Genomic DNA, 16338 nt, shown 5'->3' with positions numbered 1-16338 from the left:
AAAGTCATACAAATAAAAGGCAAAGATACAATCTTAAATATGCTATGGAAATGATTTTGTGGTATAACCGTTTAATTTCTTATTACCTTTTTAAATACTTTTCATTTCACGTGGAACATGTTTATTCATAATAAAAAACCATAGGGGAGGAAGTAGTGATAACACCATGGATGTTGGATAACCAAAAGGTAATTGAGGACTGTTATCATAATGATCCAGAATCTGATATTTTTTTGACGCTCTATGATGATGATCACTATGTCGTGTTAATTCATATAACATAATTCTGCCTAAGGTATGGTTCGAGTTCCAGGAATGAATTTCTCTCACACGTTCATAGCGACCAGAAGAATTTTTTATTCTCATCAAACCATAATGCTCAATATAATTTATAGTTTCAAGTAATAAGAATCCTGTTATTCCGCTTAAAACTACAATTAGCAACCCATAAAGATCAAAGAAATATGTAAGTATCATAAGATATGAAAGGGTGATTAAAAAATACCAGAGCATATCATTTTTTATAGAGAAGAATCCTAGATTGTTTTGTTTTAATAATTTGAATTGTATTTTCCAAGCGCTAATGTATTGTCGGATAGTTGAAGTTATCCAAAAAGAATATACAGGCTGATTGTATCGTGCGGTGGCAGGATCTTCTTTTGTTGCAACCATATTGTGGTGACCAAAATTATGTTCTATATAAAAATGCATATATAAAGATGGTAGGAGAAGTGCTTTACCAATATAACGCTCTTTGGTAAATCGATGTCCTAACTCATGTCCTACATTTATACCATTTGATCCTAATACGATTCCTAAGGAAATAATAATACCGACTACTTCATACGTATCTAGATTTGATGTAGTACAAGTGATAATAGCAAAGAGTAAAACACCATAAACAATGGGAAGATTGACATAAAGCATCCAATCAAATATCTTTTTTTTTGATTGTAATATTTTGTCATTATTGTCTACGTTTTTGATAGATGAATCTGTAAATAATTCTAATATAGGAATTAAACCAAAAGCATATATAGGAGTTAGGTAAGTGTAAATTCCTTGTAACCAGATACCAATAATAGCCATAAAAGGTATTGTGTATGCACAAATATATTTAAGATCTTTCATAACAACTTATGTTCTAGAGGGTTGAATTATCATAAATATAACAATTCTATTAAAAATAAAATTGTAGATTTAGTGGTTAATGAAAAAGGAAGGTTTAAAATATGGATAATTTTCAGTTCATAAAAAGTAAATTAGAACAGTTTACAAGAAAATATTATATCAACGAACTCATAAAGGGTATTATACTTTTTTTTGCAATAGGTGTTTTGTATTTTTTAATGACGTTACTAATTGAGAATTTTTTGTGGCTTAGTAGGTTAGGAAGAACAATATTGTTTTGGCTATTTATAGCTGTTGAGTTTGGCTTATTTATTAAGTTTATATTGGTGCCAATTGCAAAGTTGTTTAAGCTTACAAAAGGAATAGATTATGAAAAAGCATCGGAGATAATTGGAAATCATTTTCCTGAGGTAAGTGACAGACTTTTAAACTTATTACAACTGAGTGAAAATGAAAACTCATCTGCTTTGTTGCTTGCGGGTATTGAACAAAAATCAAGTGAGCTAAAACCAATTCCCTTTAAGCTGGCTATCAACTTTAAAAAGAATGCTAAATACCTCAAATACGCAGCAATTCCTGTAGCTATATTCCTACTATTGTTTGTTTTTAATAAGACCGGTTGGATTTCTGATAGTTATAAAAGAGTTGTCAATTATGAAGTAGCTTATGAACCACCGGCACCATTTCAATTTTTTATAATTAACAAGGATTTGAATGCTTTTGAAAATAAAGATTTCATACTTAAAGTGAGAACTGCTGGAGATATAGTACCGGATAATGCTACAATTACATATAACGATGAAGTATATTTTTTAAAAAATGTAGGCTTGGGTGAGTTTGAATATAGGTTTATTCAACCAAAAGAATCTTTAGAATTTGTTATAAGTGCTAACGAGGTAAATTCTATTCCGCATCGTTTATCTGTGGTTCCTATTCCTGCTTTACTTAATTTTGAAATGAAATTGGACTATCCTGGTTATACTAAAAAACGTGATGAAGTTTTAAAAAGTTCGGGCAATGCAACTATCCCAGAAGGAACAAAAGTGGATTGGATAGTTTATACAAGAAATACAGACAGGGTAGAATTAAAGACCAAGGATTCTGTTATCCCATTAGCAAAGAACGGAACGGATTTTTCTTATCATAAAAAGGTGTATTCTAATATGGATTATCAGATCACGACATCCAATCAGAATGTAAAAGATCACGATAATTTGGCGTTTAACCTTAATGTGATTAGGGATCAGTATCCAGAGTTAAATCTAAAATCTGAAAAAGATTCGGTCGACAATCAAACTATTTATTTTTTTGGTAGAGTAAGTGATGACTATGGTCTAAGTAAACTTCGACTGGTATATTATGATCAGGAGAACGCATCTAATATTAAGATTAAGAATATAGCAATTAGTAAAGCTGTATTTGATGAATTTATTTATGCTTTTCCTGCTGGAATTGATTTGATAGAAGGACTTAATTATGAGTTTTATTTTGAGGTTTTTGATAATGATGTTATTCATAATTATAAGAGCACAAAAAGTCAAGTATTTAATTTCAGGCAACTCACAAAAGAAGAAAGAGAAGATACATTATTAAAAAAACAAAATGAGGCGATATCCGGATTGAACAAATCATTAGATAAGTTTAAGGAACAAGAACAAGAATTAAAAAGCTTAAGTAAAACTCAAAAAGAGAAAAAAAATCTAGATTTTAATGACAAGAAGAAGTTGGAAGATTTCTTAAAAAGGCAAAAAGAACAGGAGAAAATGATGCAGGATTTTTCTAAAAAATTGAAAGATAATCTTGAGCAGTTAGAGAATAAAGAAAAAGAAGAACCTTTTAAAGATGCGCTAAAAGAAAGACTAGAAAGGAACGAAGAAAAGTTAAAAAAGAACGAAAAACTTCTTGAAGAAATTGAACGTTTGGCAGATAAAATTCAAAAGGAAGAGTTAACAAAAAAACTGGAAGAGTTAGGTAAGGAAAATAAGAATCTAAAGAAAAACCTAGAACAACTTTTAGAATTAACCAAGCGATATTATGTGATAGAGAAACATGAAAAACTGGTTAAAGAGCTTGAAGATTTATCCAAAAGACAAGAAGAGTTATCTGAGAAAAATGAGGAGGAAAACACAAAAGAAAAGCAAGAAGAATTAAATAAAGAGTTTGAAAATTTCCAAAAGGAAATGGATAAACTTAGAGAGGAAAATAAGGATTTAAAAAAGCCAATGAGCTTGGATCAGAAAAAGGAGGATGAGAATGAGATAAAAAAAGAACAGCAAAAGGCAAGTGAAAACCTAGAGAAGGAAAATAAATCGGATGCTAAGAAAAACCAAAAAAGTGCAGCTCAGAAAATGAAGCAGATGAGTAATGGTATGATGATGCAAATGCAAATGGCCGGTGGAGAACAACAGCAAGAAGACATGGAGATGTTAAGACAGATTTTGGATAACCTTGTTGATTTTTCTATAGGACAAGAAGGTTTAATGAAAAAGTTTAAGGGTATAGATATTAATAATCCCAGCTATTCATCCAAACTTAGAAAGCAAAGTATATTAAGAGAGAACTTCATACATATAGATGACAGCCTTTATGCCTTAGCATTACGAACACCACAAATAACAGAAGTGGTAACACAAAAACTTACAGACATAGAGTTTAATATAGATAAATCATTAGAAAGGTTAGCAGAGAATCAAGTTGTCCAGGGTTCGGCCAATCAACAGTACACTGTTACTGGATCAAATGATTTAGCATATTTATTGAGTAGAACTTTGGACCAGATGCAAAACAGCATGTCTGCTTCAGGGAGTAAAGGCAAGAGTGGTTCTAATGAATTTCAGTTACCAGATATTATAAAGAAACAGGATGAGTTAAATAAGAAGATGGAAGAGGGTGCTGAAAAAGGAAAAAAGAAAGGTGATAAAAAAGGAGAACAAGAGGGAAATAAGCAAGGAGAAAAACAGGGCAAGAATAGTAAAGGTGGTGGTAAACAAGGAAACCAAAAAGGAGGTAAAGAAGGGAACAAAAAGAATGGTGATGGTAAAAATGGAGAAGGTGAGTCACAGATGCAGAAGGAGGATATGAATGGGGAATTGTATGAAATATACAAACAACAGCAACAACTTAGAAATGCACTACAAGATAAGATTAAGAAAGAAGGAAAAGGAAATAAGATTGGGAGTAGCTTGTTGCGTAAAATGGAACAGGTAGAGCAAGAACTTTTGGAAAAAGGATTTAACGAAAGGACATTATCTAAGATGCTCAATTTAAAACATGAGTTGCTTAAATTGGAGGATGCCACTTTGGAACAAGGTGAGGAAGAAAAAAGGGAAAGCAAAACAAATCAAGTACAGTTTGGTAATCAAAATAGACAGCAATTAGAAAAGGCAAAACAATATTTTAATACTACTGAAATATTAAATAGACAAGTATTACCTTTGCGGCAAAATTATAAACAAAAGGTACAAGAGTATTTTAAGAAAGATAATGATTAATTTTTTTTACGAAACGAACATAAAACTACCCAACGAAGCCGCGTTATCTTCTTGGATTAATGCAGTTATATTATCAGAAAATAAGTCAGAAGGAGAGATTAATTTCATCTTGTGTGATGATAAATACTTGCTTAAAATAAATCAGGACTTTTTGGATCACGACACATTTACGGATGTCATAAGTTTTGACAATACAATAGGTAACCAATTAAATGGTGATATATTTATTTCTGCGGAAAGAGTAAAGGATAATGCTAATGAATTTATGGTTTCTGAGGAGGAGGAAATGAGACGTGTTTTGATACATGGGGTACTACATTTTTGTGGATATAAGGATAAGTCTGATATAGACGAAAGTCTTATGAGACAAAAAGAAGAAGAAAAATTACTAATGTTCCACGTGGAACATTAGTGCATTATGATAATGTATAAAGTAATAATTGTTCCACGTGGAACAATTATTTTTGATTAATAAATTTATGTTCCACGTGGAACAATTGTATAGAAATTATGTTTGATACGGAGTATGATGTAATAGTAGTTGGAGCAGGCCATGCAGGAAGTGAAGCGGCAGCGTCAGCTGCCAATTTAGGTTGTAGCACTTTACTTATTACAATGAATTTGCAGAACATTGCTCAAATGAGTTGTAACCCGGCTATGGGTGGAATTGCAAAAGGGCAAATTGTAAGAGAGATTGATGCACTTGGTGGGTATAGTGGAATAGTGAGTGATCGTACTGCCATACAATTTAAAATGTTGAATAAATCAAAAGGACCTGCAATGTGGAGCCCAAGGGTTCAAAGTGACAGAATGCGTTTTGCAGAAGAATGGAGGTTGCTGTTAGAGCAAACTCCTAATTTGGATTTTTACCAGGAAATGGTGAGCGGACTTTTGGTTGAAAACGGAGAAATAAAAGGAGTACAAACGTCTTTAGGAATTGAGATAAAAGCAAAGACTGTTGTGTTGACTAACGGAACATTTTTGAATGGATTAATCCATATTGGAGAAAAACAATTTGGCGGAGGTAGAGCTGGCGAAAAAGCTGCAACCGGTATAACAGAACAATTGATTGATTTTGGTTTTGATGCTGGAAGAATGAAAACAGGAACACCTCCTAGAGTGGATGGAAGATCTTTGGATTATTCTAAAATGATTGAACAACCAGGAGATGATAATCCTGAGAAATTTTGCTATACAGATGTAACAAAACCGCTCACCAAACAGAGATCATGTCATATGACATATACTTCTTTAGAGGTTCATGATTTGTTACGAGAAGGCTTTGATCGTTCTCCAATGTTTAATGGTAGAATTAAAAGTATTGGACCAAGATATTGTCCATCTATAGAGGATAAGATTAATAGATTTGCAGATAAAGAAAGACATCAATTGTTTGTAGAACCCGAAGGGTGGAATACGGTAGAAGTTTATGTAAACGGATTTTCTACATCCTTACCAGAGGATGTTCAATTTAAAGCTTTGAAATCTGTAGTAGGTTTTGAAAATGTAAAGTTTTTTAGACCAGGATATGCTATAGAATATGATTATTTTCCTCCAACACAATTAACACACACCTTAGAAACGAAATTGATTTCTGGGTTATTTTTTGCGGGGCAAATTAATGGAACAACTGGATATGAAGAAGCAGCTTCTCAAGGATTAATGGCAGGAATAAATGCCGCGCTAAAAGTGAAAGAAAAAGAATCTTTTATTCTTAAAAGGAGCGAAGCTTATATCGGTGTTTTAATAGATGATCTTATAACTAAAGGTACAGAAGAACCATATCGAATGTTTACTTCTCGTGCAGAGTATAGAACTTTATTAAGACAAGATAATGCAGATTTTAGACTAACACCAAAATCTCATGAGATTGGTTTAGCTTCAGATGAACGAATGAAAAGAATGGAAGAGAAGGAAAAGAAGGCAAGTGCCTTTGTTCAGTTTTTTAAGGATACGAGTGTTACTCCAGAAGAAGCAAATCCTGTTTTAGAAGAAAAGAAAACTTCACCTATTAATCAGAGCGGGAAACTATTTAAATTATTTTCTCGACCACAGATTACTTTGGATGATATAAAACATTTTGAGAAAGTTTCTACATATATAGAGGAGAATGATTTGGATAAAGAGGTTTTAGAACAAACAGAGATTCAGGTTAAATATTCGGGCTATATAGAAAAAGAAAAAAATAATGCAGATAAACTAAACAGACTCGAGGATGTAAAAATCCCTAAGAATTTTGACTATACAAAATTGAAATCTTTGTCTTTTGAAGCAAGAGAGAAAATGTCTAAAATAAAACCAGCAACCGTTTCTCAAGCATCACGAATTAGCGGAGTATCGCCAAGTGATATTTCTGTACTTTTGGTTTATATGGGTAGGTGATGAATAGTGTGCTTTGTGAACAAGAAAAACCTGTAAAAGGAAGAATTCTTTCTATTCTGATTTTAGTAATTGCTATTGCCTTTCTTTTTTATACAGAGGAACCACTTTTATCCAGATTGATCTTTTTACTTTTATCTTTAGGAGTATTTGGATATTCTGTTTCTTATAAAATCAATAGAGATTTTAATAATCAAAAACTTTTTTCGCTTTTTGGATTCCCTATTTTTGAAACAAAACTCGATTTAGAATATCCTGATTATATTTCCATTTTTACAACTTCTTTTAGTTTAGATAATGAGTGGGGTGCTGTTAGTGCAATTGGAACAAAAGAAAGACATAGTAAAATTGTAATTCGTTTTTTTTCGGGAAACAAGAATTTTACACTTTATAAAACAGAAAAATATGGGAAGGCCTATAAGAAGGCTAATGAGTTAAGTGAACTTTTGGGAGTTGAAATTTATGACAGATCTAAAGAATAGTTCCACGTGGAACATTTTTTGTCGTAAGACATTCTAATTTTAAAAAACAAATAATGAAAAACTCTTTTATACTGTTTTTTGCTTTATTCTTGTTTTATTCGTGTATCACTACACACAAGGTAAGACAGATTGATAATTTTAGAATTGAAACAGAGAATGTGTTTAATGAAGAATCATTTCTTTTTAAACCCAATATGTATCCAGAAGAAGCGAAACGTTCATTGCGAAAACAGTTTGGCTTAACAAAGGATCAAAACCTATCCAATTTTGATGTAAAACTGTTCGATAATTTTGATGCGGAATTTAATATCAAAATAAGTTTTGATGTGGATAGAGAAGTAAGATCAAATTTGGTTAGTGATTTAATAAATAAATCGAACAAAGAAGATGCTGAAAATGAAATAGGAGATGCTGAAACTTTTGTAAAAATTATCATTGTAGATTCTAATGGTGATAATTGTCTTTCTACAAGATCTTTGTTTTATAATAAAATGCGATCGTTTTTAATTGATATAAAAAACAACATAAAAATAGAACCATTATTTTAAATTTTTCTATCTACATAAATGAATACACAAAAAACCTTAGATTTTTTTATCGAATGTAAAGATTATACGGTTTCTGGAGAAAAGTTTCAGTTGCTTTATGATAAAGAATATGATATGTTGGTTACCTCTCCGAAACCTAATGAAAAAGAATTGGGTAAATATTACGAGAGTGAAGATTATATTTCTCATACAGATTCCAAACGATCTCTTTTTGAAAAACTATACCACTTAGTTAAAACCTATTCTTTAAACAAAAAGGTTAAACTTATTTCTAAGTTAAATCAACAACGAGGTGTACTTTTGGATATTGGAGCAGGTACAGGAGATTTTTTAAGTGCAGCAAAAAATAAAGGCTGGAGAATCGAAGGAGTAGAACCAAATAATCAAGCAAAAGAACTAGCAAAACAAAAAGGAATTGATTTAAAACCCGAAACGGCTAATTTGGATTCGAAAAGTTTTGATGTTATTACGATGTGGCATGTTTTAGAGCATATACCAGATTTGCAACTTCAAATTAGAGAATTAAGACGTCTTTTAAAACCAAATGGATTTGTGATTATAGCCGTACCAAATTTTAAGTCATATGATGCAAAACAATATAATTCGTTTTGGGCAGCATATGATGTGCCCAGACACCTTTGGCATTTTTCTAAAACTTCTATCCAAAAACTTTTTGAAGAAGAAAATTTAAAATTGGAAAAAATACTTCCTATGAAGTTTGATTCATTTTATGTGTCACTTTTATCCGAAAAGTACAAAAGTGGTAAAATGAACTTTTTAAATGCTTTTTGGATTGGATTACGTTCTAATCTTAAAGCAAAACGATCTGGTGAGTATTCTTCGCACATTTACATTCTTAAAAACGACTAATTTTTGTTTTTAGATGCTTTTTTTCTCTTTTTAGAACAAACCATATCTATTTACACCCCTTTTTTTTAAAAAGAGCTTAAAACGGCTTATTTTTATTCGTTTTTAATAGTTTTTTTATATTACAACATGTAAAATGATTGTTTTTTCTTATATATAGTTTTTTACGACTATATAATGAATAACATCGCACGAACTTTGATATTTTTGCTCAGAACTAAATTTTTGAAAAATGAAAAAAATAGTATGGGTTGCAAGCGCATTATTAATTTTGGCTTCTTGTAATCAACAAATAGAAAAAACGGGTTATGTAAATAATACCAAAGTTGTTTCTGATTATAAAGAAATGAAAGTGGCACAAGAAAAATGGACAAAGCGTAATAATGAAGTACGGGCTGAACTTGAAGAAAAGGCAAAGCAATTTCAGATTGAAGTAGAAGGGTACAAAAACATTATGAAATCTATGTCTGCTGCCAATAGAGAAAAGAAAGAACAGGAATTGATGGTTAAGCAACAAGGCTTACAAAGAGAGCAGCAAGCCAAAATGCAAGAGATCCAACAAGGAAGTCAAGTAGAGATAGATTCTATTATAGGTAAGGTGAAGAGCTTTATAGAGGATTATGGTAAGAAAAATGGATATACTTATATCTATGGAGACACAGAGACTAGTAATATACTTTATGGTAAAGAGGAATTAAACATTACAGATAAGATTCTTAAAGAATTAAATGGAGGAGATACAACAACTACCGAAACAAAGGAGTAGTTTTCTTTAAAATATTTTTGTAACCCTCATTGAATATTTAATGAGGGTTTTTTAATGACTAATATTAATCTTTATATCATATCGAGCTGTGAATTCGTTAGGTTTATGGTTACAATCATATTGGATTTCCTAAAGGTGTGCTACTTGTAAAACACATTTACCAAAATAACTTTCGCCTTATTTGATAAACACTATTTTTTATCTACTATTTTATGGATAATACATTAATTATGAGTGTGTTACAGGAATATTCTACAATAAACTAAATGACTGATTATCAAATGATTAAGAATTTTTATATAGCAAATAACTAATATTTTATGATTTCTTGAAGGTAAATTCATCTATAGATTTGAAGAAATAATCTTAAAACCTAAAACTAAAAAAACATTGTTATTATATGTCTATAATACTACCTGTTAATGCTTTAAAAATCGGAAAACATATTTTATCTTTTTTGAATATGACATCGGATTTCCTTCTTTTAATTATAACCTCGGATTCAAGAAGAGAGAACTATAATTTAGGAACGAATGTACAGGCAAGTTCTGGTTTAAATACAGTACAAGAATAATATTTTGATTTTCAAAAATTGATCGTACTGACCCAGGGAGAATTTGGTCTAATAATATGAGGATGCACTTTATTATTATAATAACCAAAAACAATTGCATAGTCAGAAAATTTTCTATAACAGTAATAGGGTGATTTTATGATTTACGGTGATAAATTCGTAAAATTTCTACCAATAAAGAGAGAATTTCTTAGAACGTTTTTCGGAAATTTTTCTTCAGGAAAAAAACCGATTTAAAGAAAAAACAACTTAAAAACAGGATGAGTTTTTATGTGTAAATCTTCTCTTAATTTTTATATAATATCATTTTTCAAGGACCAAAAACTTAATGCTATTTTTTACACTTTATCGAGAAAAATTACCTTTTTTAGAACATTTAACGTAAAGAAAATACGCCCAAAAACGTGCAAATAGTATGTTTTTTTTACCATATACTTCCGTTTTTTTAATAAAAACAGGGGAGATTTGAACCTTTTTTACAGGCATGAAATGATTTTTTACGTTAGCTCAAGACATTGATTAACAAATTTTTATGTATATTGAAATGTTTTTCGAGATCGTATTTGCTTCAGTTAAAATTGGACAAGTAATAAAAGGTCAGAAAATTATTACAAAAAAAAGTTAAATTTTAGTTTGATATAAACATTTAATTTATAATTTTATGTCTTGGTAAAAAATATATTAACAATATTATTAACAAGCGCCCCAAATCGCGAAGTTAATATAGTATATTCACCTTAATCATAAGTGTGATATCATGAAAAAAAAACTTAACCTCATATCATTAATTGCTATAGTGACAGGCTTTCTATTTTCTTCTTTGAAAGCCAACGCTCAGGATATTAGTGCTCCTTTATTTACTTCTACTACTGGATCGACTACTACGAAACTCTGTGTAAATCAAAACGGCCCCAATCGAGGAGCCATAGCTAAGGCAAATATTTTATTTACAACAGGTACAGAATTTGTTTTAGAATTATCTGATGAAAATGGAGTTTTTTCTAATGATACCACCAGAATTTTAACTCGATTTACAACACCTATAGCGATTCCTCCCGGTGGTGATATTGAATTTCCTTCTTTTGCTATTCCTACAGATTTAGCAGGAGAAAATTATAGTTTACGTGTGAATGTACCGGCAAGTACTATTTTAAGTGCGGTACAAGAAAATATTCCTATTTATTATTTTGATTTCTCTCAAGGAGTCACATTAACCGGAGCAAATATTGAAGCTAACACAGTAGCATTGTGTGTTGGAGAATCGGCGACGTTGACAGCTTTACCAGGAGATTTTCCAGAATACATTTGGTCTTTTGATGCTACAGGAACCAATAATTTTGTTGTGATTCCGGGTGAATCTGGTAATACGCTTGAAAATGTATCACAAATTGGAAAATATAAAGTTCAGGTAAATTTTGGAAGCTGTAATGCAGTTTTCAATTTTGATAGTGCCGAAGTGCAAGTAATTGACTTTAATTCTACAACAGTACGAATCAATGAGCCTTCACCACAATCTTTTTGCCCCAGTGATGTTAAGATTTTATCAACCAGTGTTACCGATGCAGGTTTCACTTATGAATGGTTTAAGGACGGAGTTTTGATTCCGGAGTTTGATGGTCCTTCCGAGATTTTGCCAGAAAGTAATTTTGCAGGTTTTTATACAGTTAATGTTACTGGAACTCCAACATGTAATATAATTACTACCCCCCCCGTGGAGGTTATTAATTTGGGCTCAGACATTACAACTAAACCTCCATCCCAGATTATGTTATTACCGACCCAACCAGTGTTAACGTTGTCTATAGAGACAAATGCACCTTCTGCTGGTAGTACGGTAGAATGGTTTAGGAATGGTATAAGCATAAAGGGTCCGCTTCCGATTACGACATCGGGAGCTTTGTCTCTTGATGTTACCAATCCAGGAGTTTATCATGCAGATGTATTTGCTAATGATGCTTGTATGGATACCCTTCAGGCTATCACAGAGGTTTTTGAGCCTGTAGGATTTAAGACTCAGATTTCTACTTTGTTAGACTGTGATGCAGATACAGGTACCTTGGGATTAGAGACATTATTTGGTATTACTTCGACGGGATTAGAAGTTCCTATCATCCCGGATCAGTATTCTTTATTTGATTTTGAATGGTTTTTAGGCACTCAATCTACAGGTGTTACAGAGACTACTTTTACAGTAACGGCGACTAATATAGGAGAGGTTTATGCCTTAGAGGCTACTTTACGAAGCACTACATTTCCTACAGCTCGGTCAAATGATTTAACGGTTGAGTTTTTATCAGATGTTGTTGTTATAGAAGCTTCTCCTGCTTTTATTCCATTTGGAGAAACCTCTACTTTAAGTGTTCCTCAAAGCAGCAATTATGCTTATGAATGGTTTATTGTAGTAGACGGAGAGAATCAGTCTTTGGTAGATGGTTCTACCGTTATAAGTGGTCAGGGTACAAATTCTATAGAAATAGATACCATCGGAGATTATTTTGTTAGGATTACATTGTTGGATTGTGTTATAGATTCAGAGATACTTAATATTTCAGATGTTGCAGGATCTTCAGAGATTATTCCCAATGTAGTTACACCTAATAGTGATGGTATTAATGATAATTGGTTACTTCCTCCAAGTTTGTTTAATCAACAAGAAGTAGAAGTTACGATTTATAATGCACGAGGTCAGGTAGATTTTACAACACCAAGTTATCAGAATAACTGGCCCAGAGAGAATTCGAAATCATCGGGTCAAGACCCATTTTATTATTATATAATAACAAAAAATAATTCCGTAGTCAGAAAAGGTTCGATAACGGTAATGAGATAATTTTATGGCCAGAAAATTACTATTAATAATCATTTGTATATCCTTTAACCTTCTTAGAGGACAGGATGAAAGCACGACTACTTATGGCATTCTTCCAACCGATATTCCTACTCATACCCTAGTAAAATATAACCGTTTTTATTTTAATCCTACTTTCTCTTTAGTTCGCGAAAACAAAAAATCTATTAACGTTTATAATAAAACACAATGGGCTTCATTTAATGACAATCCCCAGACATACTTAATTAACTATACATCAAATTTTGATGAAAAAATAGGAGTTTCTATCGGTTTGCATCAACAAAATGAAGGTATTTACAGGTATTTTGGTGGTATAGCCAACTTTGCATATAATATCGAATTAAATAGAGATATGAACTTCACTTTTGGTTTAAATCTCGGCTTTTCGCAAAGCGGAATTAAATCTAATATTGATTCGGCGACAAGTATTGTTTTAAATAACGGAGTAGAAGTAAGTGATCCTGTTATTCTTAACTATGAAAACAGTTCTGTTTTTCAATTAACTCCTGGTGTTAACTTTAATTATGCAGAATTTGATGTGGGAGTTTCTGTGTCAAATCTTGTTGCTTATAATATAACAGGTAGTGAACTATTAACAGACAATATGGCTTTTACAGGTCATGTTATGTATACCACCAGTTTAGAAAGAAGATCAGATAAGCTAATACGAGGAATGGTATATGCCAATATGTTACCCGATTCGGGTGCAGATTCAAATCTTAGATATGGGGGTAATGTTATTGTTGAATTACCAGCACTAGGTTGGGCTCAAGCAGGATATAATAGTTTTTATGGAGCCTCATTAGGTATTGGTGGTAATATCACATCGAATATTTCGGTTGGATACACCTACGAAACCGGGTTTGGAGATACCAGTAATTTTGGAGCGACTCATGAGGTAGGTTTAGCATATAATTTTGAAAAAGAAAGGCCGAGAAGAAGAAGAGGTAGTAGAACAAAATCAAGTACTCAAAAGGCCTATGAAGAAAGAGATTCTGAGATTAGAAGACTTAAGAAAGAAATTCTTGAACAGAATAAATTAATAAGAGAACTACAAGAGGAACAAGGAGATTCTCGAAGCCAGGATCAAAAAGCTATGAGTGAGCTTGAAAAATCAATAGCAGAAGCTAGAGAAAAAGAAGCCAAAGCTGCCAGAGAATTAGAATTACAACGTGCAGAAGAAGTAAAACTACTTAACAAAAAAGCAGAAGAAGAACGCCTAGCTGCTCAGAGACAGATTGATCGTGAGACAGCAGAGCAAAAGGCAGAAGAAGAACGTCTAGCTGCTCAGAGACGAATAGATCGTGAGACAGCAGAGCAAAAAGCAGAAGAAGAACGTCTAGCTGCACAGAGACGGATAGAACGTGAGACAGCAGAACAAAAAGCAGAAGAAGAACGTCTAGCTGCTCAAAGACAAATAGAACGAGAGGTTGCTGAACAAAAATCAGAAGAAGAAAGAATAGCTACTGAAGAAGCGGCACGTGAAGCAGAAGCAGCAGAACAAGAACGTCTAGCTGCCCAAAAAGAGTTGGAACGTGAGGTTGCAGAGCAAAAAGCAGAAGAAGAACGTCTAGCTGCCCAAAAACAATTAGAACGTGAGGTTACAGAGCAAAAAGTAGAAGAAGAACGTCTAGCTGCCCAAAAACAATTAGAACGTGAAGTTGCAGAGCAAAAGATAGCAGATGAAGCAGCAGAAGCGGCTCGTTTAGCAGAAGAGAAAAGACTGGCAGATGAGGCAGCAGCAGAAGCGGCTCGTTTGGCAGAAGAGAAAAGACTGGCAGATGAGGCAGCGGCAGAAGCAGCTCGTTTGGCAGAAGAGAAAAGACTGGCAGATGAGGCAGCGGCAGAAGCAGCTCGTTTAGCAGAAGAGAAAAGACTGGCAGATGAGGCAGCGGCAGAAGCGGCTCGTTTGGCAGAAGAGAAAAGACTGGCAGATGAGGCAGCGGCAGAAGCGGCTCGTTTGGCAGAAGAGAAGAGACTGGCAGATGAGGCAGCAGCAGAAGCGGCTCGTTTAGCAGAAGAGAAGAGATTGGCAGATGAGGCAGCGGCAGAAGCAGCTCGTTTAGCAGAAGAGAAGAGACTGGCAGATGAGGCAGCAGAAGCAGCTCGTTTGGCAGAAGAGAAGAGACTGGCAGATGAGGCAGCAGAAGCAGCTCGTTTAGCAGAAGAGAAGAGACTGGCAGATGAGGCAGCAGAAGCAGCTCGTTTGGCAGAAGAGAAGAGACTGGCAGATGAGGCAGCAGCAGAAGCAGCTCGTTTAGCAGAAGAGAAGAGATTGGCAGATGAGGCAGCGGCAGAAGCAGCTCGTCTAGCAGAGGCAGAAAGATTAAAACAAGAAGCAGCAAAAGCAACAACAACTGCAAACGAAGAAGGGTTGGATGAAATTAAGAAAGAATTGGATAATAGTAGTCGAATCACAAGTAAGATATTTGCTCGTAGAGATTCATTACTAACTACCAACTTAAATGTGGATAAACGTGAATTTAGCAAGCTTTTAGAATCACTTGTTAGTATGAATGATGATGCCGATGAAGCTAAAAGAGAAGCAGATCCTGCTAGTTCTAAAAGATTAACAGCTAAAAATAGGTTTGTGAAATTTGCAGAAACAACGAGACCAGAAGCTCAAATTGCAACCAAATATATACCTGGATACCCAGAAGGATATTACTTAATAGGTAATGTATTTAAGGGAGGAACATATGCTGATAAATTCTCAGGCACTTTAAAAGATTTAGGATTCAATGATTCTAAAATAATACTTAACCCAGAAAATCAATTCCAGTATGTAGCTATAGAAAGTTACACAAACAGGGATGAGGCGACAGAAAAGTATTTAAATAATATTGATAACAGATACTTTGGTGATATGTGGATATTGCACATTGCCAAGAGTAGAGTAGAATCCTATAAAAAGCTATTACAAGAAACTCGACTTATCAAGGATACAGTTAAGGATGATACCGTTTTAACAGAGAGTCTATCATATATCGGAGGACATAATATTGAAAATGGATATTATCTGATTACTAATATTTTCAAAAGAGAAAATTACTTTGAAAGAGGAATGGCGAAGCTACGATCTCAAGGATTAGAGCCTCAATATTTCAGGAACCCCAAAGACAACTATATATACGTTTACTTAAAGAGACATGACAATCTTGATGAAGCTAAACAAAGTTTATTTTCTAACGTAAACAATTCGTATGATGGAGATCTTTATATATTGAAAATTCAATAATGTAAGAAAGA

Annotated in this window: 11 protein-coding genes; 10 read left to right on the top strand and 1 reads right to left on the bottom strand. The window is 33.0% G+C overall.

Annotated features, from left to right (window positions below):
- Positions 1–90: 90 nt before the first annotated feature.
- On the bottom strand, positions 91–1131 hold the full coding sequence (locus DG435_RS17050) for an alkane 1-monooxygenase (RefSeq protein ID WP_106793698.1): 1041 nt from the start codon (positions 1129–1131) through the stop codon (positions 91–93).
- Positions 1132–1232: 101 nt separating this feature from the next.
- On the opposite strand from DG435_RS17050, the gene DG435_RS17045 reads away from it, so the two are divergent.
- The 10 genes from DG435_RS17045 (at position 1233) to DG435_RS17005 (ending at position 16327) form a co-directional block, all read left to right on the top strand.
- A complete protein-coding gene (locus DG435_RS17045; RefSeq protein WP_106793699.1) occupies positions 1233–4622 on the top strand; it encodes a DUF4175 family protein in 3390 nt (1129 codons plus the stop codon).
- A complete protein-coding gene (gene ybeY, locus DG435_RS17040) occupies positions 4615–5034 on the top strand; it encodes an rRNA maturation RNase YbeY (RefSeq protein ID WP_106793700.1) in 420 nt (139 codons plus the stop codon). Before DG435_RS17045 ends, ybeY begins: the two co-directional genes overlap by 8 nt.
- A gap of 98 nt (positions 5035–5132) precedes the next feature.
- On the top strand, positions 5133–7004 hold the full coding sequence (mnmG, locus tag DG435_RS17035) for a tRNA uridine-5-carboxymethylaminomethyl(34) synthesis enzyme MnmG (protein ID WP_106793701.1): 1872 nt from the start codon (positions 5133–5135) through the stop codon (positions 7002–7004).
- A complete protein-coding gene (locus DG435_RS17030) occupies positions 7004–7483 on the top strand; it encodes a hypothetical protein (protein WP_106793702.1) in 480 nt (159 codons plus the stop codon). Before mnmG ends, DG435_RS17030 begins: the two co-directional genes overlap by 1 nt.
- A 53-nt stretch (positions 7484–7536) precedes the next feature.
- The gene (locus tag DG435_RS17025; RefSeq protein ID WP_106793703.1) at positions 7537–8031 is read left to right on the top strand and encodes a hypothetical protein; all 495 of its coding nucleotides are present in this window, start codon (positions 7537–7539) and stop codon (positions 8029–8031) included.
- Positions 8032–8049: 18 nt separating this feature from the next.
- Entirely contained in the window at positions 8050–8901 is an 852-nt protein-coding gene (locus tag DG435_RS17020) for a bifunctional 2-polyprenyl-6-hydroxyphenol methylase/3-demethylubiquinol 3-O-methyltransferase UbiG (RefSeq protein WP_106793704.1), read from the top strand.
- A gap of 229 nt (positions 8902–9130) precedes the next feature.
- The gene (locus DG435_RS17015; protein WP_106793705.1) at positions 9131–9664 is read left to right on the top strand and encodes an OmpH family outer membrane protein; all 534 of its coding nucleotides are present in this window, start codon (positions 9131–9133) and stop codon (positions 9662–9664) included.
- 400 nt (positions 9665–10064) lie between these two features.
- Positions 10065–10238 (top strand): hypothetical protein, encoded by a 174-nt coding sequence (locus DG435_RS25610; protein ID WP_159025661.1) that lies wholly within the window; start codon positions 10065–10067, stop codon positions 10236–10238.
- Positions 10239–10995: 757 nt separating this feature from the next.
- Entirely contained in the window at positions 10996–13068 is a 2073-nt protein-coding gene (locus DG435_RS17010; RefSeq protein ID WP_106793706.1) for a gliding motility-associated C-terminal domain-containing protein, read from the top strand.
- 4 nt (positions 13069–13072) lie between these two features.
- Positions 13073–16327: a PorP/SprF family type IX secretion system membrane protein gene (locus DG435_RS17005; RefSeq protein ID WP_108840638.1), complete on the top strand. Its 3255-nt coding sequence runs from the start codon at positions 13073–13075 to the stop codon at positions 16325–16327.
- Positions 16328–16338: the final 11 nt, after the last annotated feature.

Source organism: Aquimarina sp. Aq78, from assembly GCF_900299525.1.
In the GTDB taxonomy this organism is placed as follows: Bacteria; Bacteroidota; Bacteroidia; order Flavobacteriales; family Flavobacteriaceae; genus Aquimarina.
The sequence above is the reverse complement of the archived record's forward strand: the minus strand, read 5'-3'. Positions and strand labels throughout refer to the sequence as shown.

Bases quoted from the DNA above. Each gene is read 5' to 3' on its own strand.
- DG435_RS17045 (WP_106793699.1), top strand. From the start codon at position 1,233: ATGGATAATTTTCAGTTCATAAAAAGTAAATTAGAACAGTTTACAAGA.
- DG435_RS25610 (WP_159025661.1), top strand. From the start codon at position 10,065: ATGTCTATAATACTACCTGTTAATGCTTTAAAAATCGGAAAACATATT.
- ybeY (WP_106793700.1), top strand. From the start codon at position 4,615: ATGATTAATTTTTTTTACGAAACGAACATAAAACTACCCAACGAAGCC.
- DG435_RS17025 (WP_106793703.1), top strand. From the start codon at position 7,537: ATGAAAAACTCTTTTATACTGTTTTTTGCTTTATTCTTGTTTTATTCG.
- DG435_RS17050 (WP_106793698.1), bottom strand. From the start codon at position 1,131: ATGAAAGATCTTAAATATATTTGTGCATACACAATACCTTTTATGGCT.
- DG435_RS17015 (WP_106793705.1), top strand. From the start codon at position 9,131: ATGAAAAAAATAGTATGGGTTGCAAGCGCATTATTAATTTTGGCTTCT.
- DG435_RS17030 (WP_106793702.1), top strand. From the start codon at position 7,004: ATGAATAGTGTGCTTTGTGAACAAGAAAAACCTGTAAAAGGAAGAATT.
- DG435_RS17010 (WP_106793706.1), top strand. From the start codon at position 10,996: ATGAAAAAAAAACTTAACCTCATATCATTAATTGCTATAGTGACAGGC.
- DG435_RS17020 (WP_106793704.1), top strand. From the start codon at position 8,050: ATGAATACACAAAAAACCTTAGATTTTTTTATCGAATGTAAAGATTAT.
- DG435_RS17005 (WP_108840638.1), top strand. From the start codon at position 13,073: ATGGCCAGAAAATTACTATTAATAATCATTTGTATATCCTTTAACCTT.
- mnmG (WP_106793701.1), top strand. From the start codon at position 5,133: ATGTTTGATACGGAGTATGATGTAATAGTAGTTGGAGCAGGCCATGCA.